Origin of the sequence: Streptomyces sp. NPDC051109, from assembly GCF_044455885.1 — a bacterium.
Lineage (GTDB): Bacteria > Actinomycetota > Actinomycetes > Streptomycetales > Streptomycetaceae > Streptomyces.
On the sequence record NZ_JBITFF010000002.1, the window covers coordinates 273,093 to 285,820 of the forward strand.

The window sequence follows — 12,728 nt, forward strand, 5'->3', positions numbered from 1 at the left end:
TATGCAACTGGTGCTCTTCTTGACTTGGATTGCGTCCATCGTAGGATCGGTTCGGTCGGCAGCCAACCCTCACCGCAGCCACGCCCGTACGACGCTTCCGCAGCCCCTTTCCTTAGCAGCGCGATCCGCCCGGTTTGGAAGGATTCCCATGTCTGAGAACCATGATGCAAACGCCGTAGACGCGAAGACGGAGGCCGGAGGCGGGTGTCCCGTCGCGCACGGGCGCGCCGCGCACCCGACTCAGGGCGGCGGCAACCGCCAGTGGTGGCCCGAGCGGCTCAACCTCAAGATCCTCGCCAAGAACCCCGCCGTGGCCAACCCCATGGGCGAGGAGTTCGACTACGCCGAGGCGTTCAAGACCCTCGACCTCCCGGCGGTGAAGCGGGACATAGCCGAGGTGCTGACGACCTCGCAGGACTGGTGGCCCGCCGACTTCGGCCACTACGGCCCCTTCATGGTCCGTATGGCGTGGCACAGCGCCGGCACGTACCGGATCAGCGACGGCCGCGGCGGCGCCGGTGCCGGCCAGCAGCGCTTCGCCCCCCTCAACAGCTGGCCGGACAACGGAAACCTCGACAAGGCCCGCCGGCTGCTGTGGCCGGTCAAGAAGAAGTACGGCCGCAGCATCTCGTGGGCCGACCTCATGATCCTCACCGGCAACGTCGCCCTGGAGTCGATGGGCTTCGAGACGTTCGGCTTCGCCGGCGGCCGCGCGGACGTCTGGGAGCCCGACGAGGACGTGTACTGGGGTCCCGAGACCATCTGGCTCGGCGACGAGCGCTACACCGGCGACCGTGAGCTGGAGAGCCCGCTCGGTGCGGTCCAGATGGGTCTCATCTACGTCAACCCCGAGGGTCCGAACGGCAACCCCGACCCGCTCGCCGCCGCCCGCGACATCCGCGAGACGTTCCGCCGGATGGCGATGAACGACGAGGAGACCGTCGCCCTGATCGCGGGTGGCCACACCTTCGGCAAGACCCACGGTGCGGGCCCGGCGGAGAACGTCGGCGCCGACCCCGAGGGCGCTCCGATCGAACTGCAGGGTCTCGGCTGGAGCAACACCTTCGGTACCGGCAAGGGCGCGGACGCGATCACCAGCGGCCTGGAGGGCATCTGGACCGACACCCCGACCGCCTGGGACAACAGCTTCTTCCAGATCCTCTTCGGGTACGAGTGGGAACTGTTCCAGAGCCCCGCCGGCGCGAACCAGTGGCGGCCGAAGGAGGGCGCCGGAGCGGGCACCGTACCCGACGCGCACGACGCGTCGAAGACCCACGCGCCGACGATGCTGACGACGGACCTCGCGCTCCGCGTGGACCCGGCGTACGAGCAGATCTCGCGGCGCTTCCTGGAGAACCCGGCCGAGTTCGCGGACGCGTTCGCCCGCGCGTGGTTCAAGCTGACCCACCGCGACATGGGCCCGATCGTGCGCTACCTCGGCCCGGAGGTCCCCTCCGAGACGCTCCTGTGGCAGGACCCGCTCCCCGCCGTGACGCACGCGCTCGTCGACGCGGACGACATCGCCGCGCTGAAGAGCCAGGTCCTCGCCTCGGACCTGTCGGTCTCCGAGCTCGTCTCCGTCGCGTGGGCCTCGGCCTCGTCCTTCCGCGGCAGCGACAAGCGCGGCGGCGCGAACGGCGCGCGCATCCGGCTCCAGCCGCAGGCCGGTTGGGAGGTCAACGACCCCGACCAGCTCGCCACGGTGCTCCGTACGCTGGAGGGGATCCGGCAGTCCTTCAACTCGGCGCAGAGCGGCGACAAGCAGATCTCGATCGCCGACCTGATCGTCCTCGCCGGCGGCGCGGCCGTCGAACAGGCCGCCAAGAACGCCGGCTACGACGTCGAGGTCCCCTTCACCCCGGGCCGCGCGGACGCGTCGCAGGAGCAGACGGACGTGGAGTCGTTCGCCGCGCTCGAACCGGTCGCCGACGGCTTCCGCAACTACCTCGGCAAGGGCAACCGGCTGCCGGCCGAGTACCTGCTGGTCGACCGGGCCAACCTGCTGACGCTGAGCGCCCCGGAGATGACCGTCCTCGTCGGCGGACTCCGCGTCCTGGGCGCGAACCACCAGCGCTCCTCGTACGGCGTGTTCACCGCGACCCCCGAGTCGCTGACGAACGACTTCTTCGCCAACCTGCTCGACCTGGGTACGACGTGGACGGCCACGGCCGGGGACGCGAACACCTTCGAGGGCCGCGACGTCACCACGGGCGAGGTGAAGTGGACCGGAACCCGGGCCGACCTCGTGTTCGGGTCCAACTCCGAGCTGCGGGCGCTCGCGGAGGTCTACGCGAGCGATGACGCGAAGGAGAAGTTCGTGAAGGACTTCGTCGCCGCGTGGAGCAAGGTCATGGACCTGGACCGGTTCGACCTCGTCTGACCGCTCCGATCGTGGCTCCCGGGCCGGTCGGCAGCCGTTTCGACGGCCGACCGGCCCGGGAGGCGGGCATCGCGGCGCGTTCCCGCGCGGTGCCCGGCGCCTCCGCCGCACTACTCCCGGCCCTGCCCGTACCGGCCTCTCCGGCCGCTCCGGCCCGAGCGCATGGCTGACGGTTCGTCCGCGGTCCGCAGGTCGCGCCCGGGGCGCGGGCCGGGTGGGGTCAAGATGTCGGTGTACGAGCCGTGAGGCGTGAGGCAACGAGCTGGGGGATGCCCGGTGGACCTGTTCCCGGCGATTCCACTGTCGGAGTGGCGAGACTCCAAGGAGACACTGCACCGGTTCACACAGATCGTCGGCAAGATCCGGCTGGCGTGCAGCGTACGGCGCAACCACTGGTGGAACGTCCCGTTCCATGTCACGGGGCGGGGCATCACGACCCGCCCGATGGGCGGGATCGACGGGGATCCGGTCTTCACGATCGACTTCGATTTCGTCGACCACTGGTTGACCGTGTCCTGTCTCGACGGCTCGACCACCTCGTTCCCGCTCCTCGGGCAGTCGGTGGCGTCCTTCTACCGTGAGACGCTCGCCGCTCTCGACCGGATCGGCGTGGCGGTGATCCTCGCGCACCCCCATCCGTACACGCTGCCCGACGCGCACCGGCCGTTCGCCGAGGACACGGAGCACGCCTCCTACGACCCGTTCTGGGTCAACCGGCACTGGCAGGTGCTCAGCCAGGTCAACCTGGTCCTGGAGGAGTTCGCTGCCGGTTTCTCCGGGAAGGTCAGCCCGGTGCACCTGTTCTGGCATTCGTACGACATCGCGGTCACGCGGTTCTCCGACCGCTCCGTCGAGCTGGGGCCCGATGTCGACCCGGTGAGCCGTGAAGCCTATTCGCGCGAGGTCATCAGCTGCGGCTTCTGGTTCGGCGACGGCGACTACCCGCGGCCGGCCTTCTACGCGTACGCCGCGCCGGAGCCGTCGGGGCTGGCCGGGCAGCCGCTGCGGCCGGCGGCCGCGCACTGGGTCGAGCGGGGCGCCGGCCGCCTGGCCACCCTCGACTACGACGACGTCCGCGACGGCGCGCATCCCCGGCAGGCCGTCCTCGACTTCTACGGGTCCCTCTACCGTTCCGCGGCCGCCCTGGACGGCTGGGACGTGGAGCGCCTCGCTTCCCCGGGCGGTGTCACCGATCCGCTGGCCCGGGGAGGCGCCCCGACGGCGGGGTCCTCGTGACGGGCCCGCCGGCAGCGTTATTTCCTTGATTTTCCGGGTGATCGCGGCGAGCATCTCAAGGCGCTCTTCCGGCGGCGGGCGGCGGGCGGCGATCCCAGGGGGGACCCCCTCGTCGGCGTCCCGCAGCTGTGTACTCTGAGCACGCTTTCGAACCTGTTCAAGCGTTTACCGACAATGGGGGGGCCGGTGCGCAATCGCCGACTCGTAATGTCCGCTGCCGTCGTGGCAGCCAGTGTGGGTCTCATACCGGCCGTGGCCCAGGCGGCTCCGGGCACGCCCGGCGCCGCGGGCCCGCACGGGGTCTCCGCACCCGACGTCGACCTGGACAAGGTCGCGGCGTCGAGCTTCACCACCGTGATGAGCCCTGCCGAGCGAACGGTCCACACCCCGTCCGCCGCCAAGGGCAGCGGCAAGGCCGACGCCTCCGCGCAGGCGGAGGCGAGCGCCACCGCGGAGCCGACGGTCGGCCTCACCGCCAAGGGCACCAGCGCCCGCGGCATCAGCCTGGCCCTCGCCGTGGTCAGCGACCCCGGCACCGCGCTCTCGGTCAACGTCGCCTGGGGGGACGGCACCAGCGTGACCTTCGGTGCCAACGGGCCGACCAACTCGACCGAGGCGCACTCCTACGCGGAGATCGGCTCGTACACGATCAAGGTCACCCTGTCCGACGGCAGCGGTGTGCGCGGCGTCAACGAACTGGCCGTCGTGACGCCCGGCTCGGACTTCACCCCGTACGCGCCCACCCGCCTCCTGGACACCCGCGACGGCACGGGCACGACGAAGGGCAAGGTCGCCCCTTACGCCACCACCCGCGTCAAGATCTCCGGCAACGGCGCCATCCCCGCCGGGGTCACCGCCGTGGTGCTCAACGTCACCGCCACCAACACCACCAGCGGCGGCCACGTCACCGTCTTCCCCGAAGGCAGCGACCGCCCCACCACCTCGAACGTCAACTTCACCGCCGGCCAGACCGTCCCCAACCTGGTCATCGTGCCCGTCAACAAGAACGGCTACGTCGACCTCTACAACGGCGGCTGGGAACCGGTCGACCTCATCGCCGACATCACCGGCTACTTCACCCGCACCTCCTCCAGCGGCTACACCCCGCTGACCCCCACGCGCTTCCTCGACACCCGCGAGGGCCAGGGCCAGGTCGCCGGCCAGGGCACCACCGGGGTCCAGATCACCGGCCGGAACGGCATTCCGTACAACGCCACCGCCGTCGCGCTGAACGTGACCGTCACCAACCCGCGGGAGGACGGCCACCTGACCGTCTACCCGAGCGGCGGGGCGGCCCCGAGCACCTCCAACCTGAACTTCCGCGGCGGCCAGACCGTCGCCAACTCGGTCATCGTGCCGATCGGCGCCGACGGCTCGGTCAAGATCCGCAACGGTGCCTGGAAGGGCACCGACGTCATCGTCGACGTGGTCGGCTACTACAGCAAGGACAGCCAGGGCGCCTACCTGCCGTTCCTGCCGGAGCGGCTGTTCGACACCCGCGACCCCAAGGACCCCGTGTACGGCCCGATGGGGGGCCAGGGCTACATCTACATGCCGCTGTCCAGCTCGCGCCCGCAGAACACGGCGTACGTGCTGAACACGACGGTCACCAACACCCGGGGCGACGGCTACCTGACGGTGTCCCCGGACCCGAACTCGCTGTCCGCCTACGAGAACGGCTGGGCGACCTGGCCGACGCCGCCGAACTCGTCCAACCTGAACTGGAAGCGGGGCGACACCGTCCCGAACCTGGTCCAGGCCGGCATGGGCAACAACGGCATCGTCGACGCCTGGAACCGCGGCTGGGACGACATCGACCTGGTCGTCGACATCTTCGGCGTCTACCAGACGAACTGACGCACCGGCAGGCGTGATCGACAGCGCCCCGGGAAGCCCCGATCCACCGGGTGCCTTCCCGGGGCGTCCGCGCGACCCCCGCAGGTCTCGTACGGCGCGATCCGCCGGCCGCGCGCGCACCGGATCCGCTCCCGCCCGCTACCAGGGCAGCTCCCGTACCTGCTGTACGCACAGCACCACGAACAGCAGTCCGGCGGCGGCCAGCATCACGTTGCTCAGCAGCCCGTTGCGCCAGTCGGCGGGTGTGCGTGAGCTGTTGAGCAGCCACAGCAGGGTGAGGGCCAGGAACGGCATGAAGAACGCGCCGATGACCCCGTACACGATGACGAGCCCGAACGGCTGGTCGAGGAAGAGCAGGCTGATGGGCGGGAAGGTGAGCCAGAGCAGGTAGGCCCGGAACGGGAGGGACCTCTCGCGGCTCGTGCCGGCCGGGGCCAGGGAGGGGCGGTACTTCGTCACGAAGTCGGCGAACATCAGGCTCACCCCGTGCCACACGCCGATCAAAGAGGTGAAGGACGTGGCGAAGAAGCCGACGAGGAAGAGCTTGGCGGTCGCGGTTCCGTAGCGGTCCGCCAGAATGTCGGTGAGGTCGAGCAGCCCCCGGTCGCCCTTAGCGATCGCCACCCCGGAGGAGTGCAGCAGCTCGGCGCCGACGAAGAGCATGGCCACGACGAAGATGCCGGTGGTGACGTACGCGACCCGGTTGTCGAGGCGCATCACCTTCATCCAGCCCGCGTCCGTCCAGCCCTTGGCGTTGACCCAGTAGCCGTACGCGGCGAGCGTGATGGTGCCGCCGACACCGCCGACGAGGCCGAGCGTGTAGATCAGCGAACCGTCCGGGAGGACGGGCGCGAGGCCCGCGAGGGCGGCGCCGAGGTGCGGCGTGACCCGGACCGCGAGGTACACGGTGACCAGGAACATGACGCCGACCAGGACGGTCATGACCTTCTCGAAGACGGCGTACCGGTTGAACCAGACGAAGACCAGGCCCACCAGTCCGCACAGGACGGCCCAGGCCTTGAGGTCCATCGTGTCCGGGAAGAGGGCGGCGAGCGGGAGGGCGCTGGAGGACATCGCGGCGGCGCCGTAGACGAAGCCCCAGACGACGACGTACCCGGCGAAGTAGACCGTGGTCCAGGAGCCGAGGCTGCGCCAGCCCTCGAAGAGGGTGCGTCCGGTGGCGAGGTGCCAGCGGCCGGCGGCCTCCGCGAGGGAGATCTTGACCAGGCAGCCGATCACGGCCGCCCACAGCAGGGTGTAGCCGAACTTGCTGCCCGCGATGAGCGTGGCCACGAGGTCTCCGGCGCCCACGCCTGTCGCGGCGACCACGATGCCGGGTCCGATGTGCCGCCAGCTCGCCTTGCGCGGTGGGGTGTTCCCGCTCTCCTCCGTGCCGGTCTGGAGGGTGTCCGCCATGCGCCCGCCTGCCGCCTTCCCGTGCTCGCCCGCCCGGGCCGCCGGCCCCGTTGCCCCGTGCCCCGGTGTCCGGCGGGCCCCCGGTCACCAAAGCGGCTCGGCGGCGGACGCGCAAGAGGCCCTCCCCGGCCGGGCCCCCGGACAGACCACGCGCCTCGCGCGGCGCCGCCGGGTGCATGACGATGCGTACATGGCCCAGGACAGTGCCGGCGGTGCAGCGGGCGCGGAGATCCCGAACGCGGAGCTCAAACACAACGCGATCGGGTTCCTCGACGCGCTCGTCATCGGCTTGAACTCGACCTCGCCGGCCTATTCGCTGGCCGCCGTCATCGGTCCGATCGTCGCGCTGGTCGGGATCTACGCCCCGGGCGTGATGCTGGCGTCGTTCGTCCCGATGCTGCTGATCGCCGCCGCCTTCTACTACCTCAACAAGGTCGACCAGGACTGCGGGACGACGTTCTCTTGGGTGACGCGGGCCATGGGGCCCTGGGCCGGCTGGCTCGGCGGCTGGGCGATCACGATGACCGGCGTCCTGGTCATCGGCTCGCTGGCCGACGTCGCCGTCCAATTCGGCCTGCTCGCCGCCGGCCTGGACAGCTGGGCCGCGAACCCCGTGATCCGCCAGACCCTCGCCGTCGTGGTGATCCTCGCCATGACCGCGATCTGCGTCATCGGCACGGAGCTGTCGGCCCACCTCCAGGACATCCTCATCCTCGCCCAGGTCTTCTTCCTCCTGGCCTTCGCGGTGGTCGCCTTCTACCGCGTGTACGCCGGCACCAGCACCCTCGACTCCATCGAACCCTCCCTCTCCTGGCTCAACCCCTTCGGCGCCGGCGGCGCCGCCCTCACCGGCGGCCTGCTGCTCGGCGTGTTCATCTACTGGGGCTGGGAGTCCGCGGTGAACCTCACCGAGGAGGTGAAGGACTCCGCCACCGCGCCGGGCAAGGCCGGAATCTGGTCCACCGTGGTGCTCCTGGTGACGTACCTGGCCGTCGGCTTCGCCGTCGTCGCGTACGCCGGAACCGCGTTCCTCGCCGCGAACGCGGGCGAGGAGGAGGCCATCTTCGCCGTGCTCGCCCACGAGGTGATGGGCGGCTGGGACTGGGTCGTGCTCCTCGCGGTCTGCACGTCCGCCCTGGCCTCGACCCAGACCACGATCATCCCGGCCTCCCGGACGGCGCTGTCGATGGCCCGCCGGCACGCGCTGCCGCCACCGCTCGCGCACATCCACCCGCGTTTCCGGACCCCGGACGTGAGTACCTGGTGGGTCGCCGCCATCGCCATCGCCTGGTACCTCGCCGTCAACCAGATCAGCGAGAACGCGCTCCTGGACTCGCTGACCGCGCTGTCCCTGCTCATCGCCTTCTACTACGCGCTGACCGGGGTGGCCTGCGCCGTCTACTACCGCCGCCACCTGAGGGAGAACCTGCACAACTTCCTGCTCATCGGCCTCGGGCCGGTGGTCGGGGCGGGTCTGCTGGCCTGGCTGCTGGAGGAGTCGATCAGCGACATGTCGAATCCGGAGAACTCGGCCAGCGGGGTCTCCTGGTTCGGTCTCGGGCCGCCGCTGGTGATCGGGATCGGGATCGCCGTGGTCGGCGTGCTGATCATGTGCTTCTGGCGGGTACACGACGGCAGGTTCTGGCGGGAGCGGCGGGGCGTGGTCGACCCGGCACTCGTCCACGGCAAGAGGAGTCCCTGATGTCCGTGGTCCTGGGGTACGACGAGTCGCCCGGCGCGGAGCGGGCCCTGCACGTGGCCCTCGAAGTGGCCACCGCCTTCGGCGAGCCGCTCGTCCTCGTCTACGGCGCCGCCGCGCCCGGCGCCGCCGGGGAGGAGTACCGGGCCCACCGGGAAGCCGTCCGCCAGGCGGGGCGCAGCGCCCTGGCCCGTGCCGTCGAGGCCGCCGACGAGGCCGGCGTCCCGTCGACGGTCGAGGTCGTCGACGAGAAACCGGCCCAGGCCCTGCTCGACGCCGCGGAACGCCACGGGGCGCGGGTCATCATCGTCGGCAGCTGGGGTGACAGCCCGATCCGCGGCGCCCTGCTGGGCTCCACCCCGCACAAGCTGCTGCACCTGTCGCCGGTGCCGGTGCTGTGCGTTCCGACGGCGGGCGGGGTCGAGCCGTAGGGGCTCTGAACATGTCACGCCGCGGCTTTGAGCAGTCCCGCGTCCATCAGGCGCTCCGCCCAGGCGTTCATCGCCGTACGCACCTTGCCCTCGTCGGTCTGCCAGGCGTCGGCTAGGGAGGACGCGGCCAGGTCCAGGAACCCGTCGTTGACGCGCAGCGCCACCCACATCGCCGAGCCCACCGGGCTGCAGCGGAACTCGCCGCGCCCTGCCGTCCGCACCTTCATCCGGCCGTCCGCCAGAGCCGTTCCGGTCACGCCGTCCGCTGCCACGATCCGCATGTCGTCCTCCTCGTTCAAGTCCGCCTCAAGTGCTTCAAGCATCGCGGCGCGACGAGGACTCGACCATGGGGCTAGCCACCCCCTCGGGGCTGCTGCCACCCACCGTCCGGCAGTCGGGGCCGCCCGGCGCCCCCGCTCGGCCGAAACTCGGCGGACGGCTACGTCCCGTTCGGCTGGAGGACGGAGAGGATGTTGCCGGCCGGGTCCTTGAACCAGGCGATCGCGGGGCCGGGCGCCTCCCGGGCGATTCCCTTCGCGTCCTGGTCGAACGCCTCGTACCGCTCGAACGACACCCCGCGCGCGGCCAGTTCGTCGACGGCCCGGTCGATGTCGTCCACCGGGAAGTTCAGCACCGTGAAGGTGGCGGGCTCGTGGTTCTCCTTCGGGTACAGGATCACCTCGGTGTCCCCCGCCAGGTGCAGGGTCAACAGGCCGTTGTCCTCGGACACCCGCAAACCGAGCGTCTCGCCGTAGAAGCCCTTGGCGCCCTCGATGTCGTCCACCGAGTAGCCGCTGAATCCCTTGCTGTCTCCCAGCATGGTGGCTGTCCTCCGTTCCCCTCGGCTCATCCGGCACCGGCCCCCTGGCTCCAGTGTCACCCCGAACGCACCCGGTCGCCCGACGGCCGGGCTACCCGTCAACCGCATCCGCCGCGCGCGCCGCCTCCCGCGCCCGGTCGGTGGCTCCGGCCAGCGCGCGCCGCGCGTCGGCCTGCCCGGTCCGGGCCTCGCGCAGCTGCCGCTGCAGCTCGGCGACGTGCGCGTCGGCTTCGGCCGATGCCTGCTCGGCCGCGCGCAGTTCCGTCTCGCGTGCGGCGGCCTCGGCGCGGGCCTCCTCGGCCCGGGCCCGGCGCTGCTCCGCCTCGCGGGACGGCTCCGGTTCCGGCTGCGCCTGCGGTTCCGGCTTCCGCTTCGGCTGCGGTTTGGGCTTGGGCTTCGGCTGTGGCTGCGGCTTGGGCTTCGGCTGTGGCTCGGGCTTCGGTTTGGACTCGGGTTTCGACTTGGGCTCCGGCGCGACCGCCTGCTGCGGTCGTACGGGGGCCGTGGCGGGAAGGCCCGTGAAACCGACCGGCGGGTCCAACCCGGTGGAAAGGCGTCCGCTCGACCACCGCTCGGCGGCGTCCGGATCCGCGAGGGCGGCGTGGAGGGTCTGCTCCACCTCGTGCGCGACGCTCTCGCCGACCGCCTGGCCCTCCTCCTCGGCCAGCTGCCGGGCGGTACGGGCCAGTGCGGCGACCACCACGTGCCGCTGATGGGACAGCGCTTTGAGCCGGGTGCCGTCCAGAGAACGCTGTGCTTCGCGCAGCGCTCGGCCGAGCTCCAGGAAGGCCGCGACCTCCTCGGGGCGCCGCCGCACCAGCAGGTTCGATGCGTACGCCGCCCGCGTCGGGCGGCGCAGTCCCGCGATGGCCTTGGCCGCCTGCGCCTGTCCGGCCTTCCGGGCCTGGGCCGCCCGCTCGTCGCGCGCCCCGGTGAACCGGTCCGGGACCAGCCCGTACAGCTCGTCGGCCACCTCATCCACGTCAACGTCCACGACATCCACGATGACGCCTGGTCCGCTGCCGGGCTCGGCGAGCCCGGCAGCGGACTCGACCGATCAGGCGAGGGAGATCTTGTCGCCCTCCACGGCTATCTTCGCCGCCGCCAGCGGCCGCGTGGCGGGCCCGCCGGCGACCGTGCCGTCCGAGATCTTGAACAGGCTCTGGTGGCACGGGCAGACGATGTTCCCGTCCTTCACCGTGGCAACCGAGCAGCCCTGATGGGTGCAGGTCGCCGAGAAGGCCTTGAACTGCCCGGCCATCGGCTGGGTGACCACCACCTTCTGGTCCTTGAACACCTTGCCGCCGCCGACCGGGATGTCCGAGGTCTGCGCGAGTGCCTGCCCGCCGCCACCGCCGGCCGCGGCGCCCGCCGAGGGTTGGGCCTGCGCATCACCGGGTGCGGTGCCGGGTGCGCTGTCGGCTGCCGCCTCGGTGCCGCCGTCGCTGCCGCAGCCGCTCAGCACGGTGCCTGCCAGCGTGGCGGCGCCCGCCGCGAGAACCGTGCGCCGACGCGTGGTGTCGCCCATGGCCGTATCTCCTTCTCGTACCGGAAGCGGTCCGGAGCATCCCTTGCCACTCCGGCCTCAGCAGGAACACGCGGTGATGCCGCTCGTGGTTCACCGCGTCCCCCACCGAATACGAGCGAACCGCGAGGCGGGTTCCCGCGTGTGCACGGTGTGACTACGACATCCTCCGACCTGCGCACGCGAGCGGCCGAGTACGCACTCCTGCCGCTGCGCCTCTTCCTCGGCATCACCTTCGTCTACGCCGGGCTGGACAAGCTGACGGACACGGCGTTCCTGTCCGCCACCGGTGACGGCTCGATCGGACAGCAGATGGAGGCCGTGCGGGACTCGGCCGCCCTCCCGGGACTGGTCGAGCTCTCCTCGCACAGCCCGGTGGGCTTCGGCATCGCGATCGCCCTCGGGGAACTGGCCGTCGGGCTGGGCGCCCTGGCCGGTCTGCTGACCCGGCTCGCCGCTCTCGGCGGCGCCCTGATCTCGCTGAGCCTGTGGCTGACCGTCAGCTGGCCGACCACCCCGTACTACTACGGCAACGACCTCGTGTACCTGGTGGCCTGGATCCCGCTGATCCTCGCGGGCGCCCCCGCCCTGTCCCTCGACGCGCTGCTGCACCGCCACCGAGGGCGCCGCCCGTCCGGAGCGAGGCGCGCGAGGGCCGCCCGCCCGAACCCGGCTGCGACGGCGGCGTCCTGAGCCGCCCTCACCCCTGCGTGTCAGGACCGGCCGCGGCCGGTCCTGACGGCCGCGGCCGGGGCGCGCGGGGGGCGGCGTCGAGCAGCGCCCATACCCGGCGCCCGTCGGGCGCGAGGTCGCTGCCGCAGCTCACGACGGTGCGCAGGGCCGCCAGTTCGGTCAGTACCGGGTCCTCGCCCGGGGCGGCGCCGGCGACGTGGCTGAGCGCGACGGCGAGGATGCGCTGGTCCTGGTCGGCGAGGTGGACGCTGATCCGCTTGCCGCCGTCGGCGACCGCCGCCTGGACGAGACGTCCCACGGCGGCCTCCAGGTCCGGCTCGTCGAGGTGTGCGTACCCCCAGGACCGGACCTTTGCCGTCGCCTGGGCACCGGCCTTCTTCGCGGCCCACCGGTCCGCGCGGAACGTCAGCCCCGCGGTCTGCCGGTTGCGGATCTCCAGCCGCGGGCGGGCCCGGTCCACGGCCTGGCGACCCGGCCGCTGCGCTGCCGGCCGGTCTCGCGACGCTTCCACGGGCGTACGCGGCGGGGAGGACGGCGGCACCTTCGGCCCGCCCGCTTCAGCCGGTGTCGTAGTCATGCGAACACGCTACGCGCACGGGGCAGTCCTCCGAAAGCCCGCAGGTCCGGGGCCACCGTCCGCTGACGCCGACGGGACGGGCGCGGATCCGCGG

Annotated in this window: 12 protein-coding genes; 6 read left to right on the forward strand and 6 right to left on the reverse strand. The window is 71.6% G+C overall.

Annotation, left to right across the window (positions count from 1 at the left end):
• The first annotated feature begins 148 nt into the window (after nucleotides 1–148).
• The 3 genes from katG to ACIBAD_RS04185 all read left to right on the forward strand — a co-directional run bounded on the left by katG (nucleotide 149) and on the right by ACIBAD_RS04185 (nucleotide 5,473).
• Complete coding sequence (katG, locus tag ACIBAD_RS04175) at nucleotides 149–2,380, forward strand: catalase/peroxidase HPI (protein WP_134068908.1); 2,232 nt, start codon at nucleotides 149–151, stop codon at nucleotides 2,378–2,380.
• 276 nt (nucleotides 2,381–2,656) lie between these two features.
• Complete coding sequence (locus tag ACIBAD_RS04180) at nucleotides 2,657–3,616, forward strand: DUF5996 family protein (protein ID WP_398904324.1); 960 nt, start codon at nucleotides 2,657–2,659, stop codon at nucleotides 3,614–3,616.
• A 222-nt stretch (nucleotides 3,617–3,838) separates the two neighbouring features.
• Nucleotides 3,839–5,473, forward strand: coding sequence for a hypothetical protein (locus tag ACIBAD_RS04185; protein ID WP_398904326.1), 1,635 nt, complete (start codon nucleotides 3,839–3,841; stop codon nucleotides 5,471–5,473).
• A 138-nt stretch (nucleotides 5,474–5,611) separates the two neighbouring features.
• Here the strand turns inward: ACIBAD_RS04185 and ACIBAD_RS04190 are convergent, their stop codons facing one another.
• Nucleotides 5,612–6,889: an Nramp family divalent metal transporter gene (locus tag ACIBAD_RS04190; RefSeq protein ID WP_134068912.1), complete on the reverse strand. Its 1,278-nt coding sequence runs from the start codon at nucleotides 6,887–6,889 to the stop codon at nucleotides 5,612–5,614.
• Nucleotides 6,890–7,079: 190 nt separating this feature from the next.
• Here ACIBAD_RS04190 and ACIBAD_RS04195 point away from each other — a divergent pair, with 190 nt between their 5' ends.
• Together ACIBAD_RS04195 and ACIBAD_RS04200 are read left to right on the forward strand one after the other, a co-directional pair.
• A complete protein-coding gene (locus ACIBAD_RS04195) occupies nucleotides 7,080–8,591 on the forward strand; it encodes an APC family permease (RefSeq protein WP_134068913.1) in 1,512 nt (503 codons plus the stop codon).
• Nucleotides 8,591–9,019: a universal stress protein gene (locus ACIBAD_RS04200; protein WP_134068914.1), complete on the forward strand. Its 429-nt coding sequence runs from the start codon at nucleotides 8,591–8,593 to the stop codon at nucleotides 9,017–9,019. The genes ACIBAD_RS04195 and ACIBAD_RS04200 overlap by 1 nt, the downstream gene beginning before the upstream one ends.
• Nucleotides 9,020–9,033: 14 nt before the next feature.
• Here the strand turns inward: ACIBAD_RS04200 and ACIBAD_RS04205 are convergent, their stop codons facing one another.
• From ACIBAD_RS04205 to ACIBAD_RS04220, 4 genes are all read right to left on the reverse strand, one after another.
• The gene (locus ACIBAD_RS04205) at nucleotides 9,034–9,300 is read right to left on the reverse strand and encodes a PqqD family protein (protein ID WP_134068915.1); all 267 of its coding nucleotides are present in this window, start codon (nucleotides 9,298–9,300) and stop codon (nucleotides 9,034–9,036) included.
• A gap of 158 nt (nucleotides 9,301–9,458) precedes the next feature.
• On the reverse strand, nucleotides 9,459–9,839 hold the full coding sequence (locus tag ACIBAD_RS04210; RefSeq protein WP_134068916.1) for a VOC family protein: 381 nt from the start codon (nucleotides 9,837–9,839) through the stop codon (nucleotides 9,459–9,461).
• A gap of 91 nt (nucleotides 9,840–9,930) precedes the next feature.
• The gene (locus tag ACIBAD_RS04215; RefSeq protein WP_398904330.1) at nucleotides 9,931–10,833 is read right to left on the reverse strand and encodes a hypothetical protein; all 903 of its coding nucleotides are present in this window, start codon (nucleotides 10,831–10,833) and stop codon (nucleotides 9,931–9,933) included.
• Nucleotides 10,834–10,896: 63 nt separating this feature from the next.
• Complete coding sequence (locus ACIBAD_RS04220) at nucleotides 10,897–11,367, reverse strand: Rieske (2Fe-2S) protein (RefSeq protein WP_134068918.1); 471 nt, start codon at nucleotides 11,365–11,367, stop codon at nucleotides 10,897–10,899.
• A gap of 150 nt (nucleotides 11,368–11,517) precedes the next feature.
• Here ACIBAD_RS04220 and ACIBAD_RS04225 point away from each other — a divergent pair, with 150 nt between their 5' ends.
• Nucleotides 11,518–12,057 (forward strand): DoxX family protein, encoded by a 540-nt coding sequence (locus ACIBAD_RS04225; RefSeq protein WP_398904332.1) that lies wholly within the window; start codon nucleotides 11,518–11,520, stop codon nucleotides 12,055–12,057.
• Nucleotides 12,058–12,064: 7 nt separating this feature from the next.
• Here ACIBAD_RS04225 and ACIBAD_RS04230 read toward each other — a convergent pair whose 3' ends face one another.
• Nucleotides 12,065–12,634 carry a hypothetical protein gene (locus tag ACIBAD_RS04230; protein WP_398904334.1) on the reverse strand — a complete coding sequence of 190 codons (570 nt, stop codon included), beginning with the start codon at nucleotides 12,632–12,634 and terminating at the stop codon, nucleotides 12,065–12,067.
• Nucleotides 12,635–12,728: the final 94 nt, after the last annotated feature.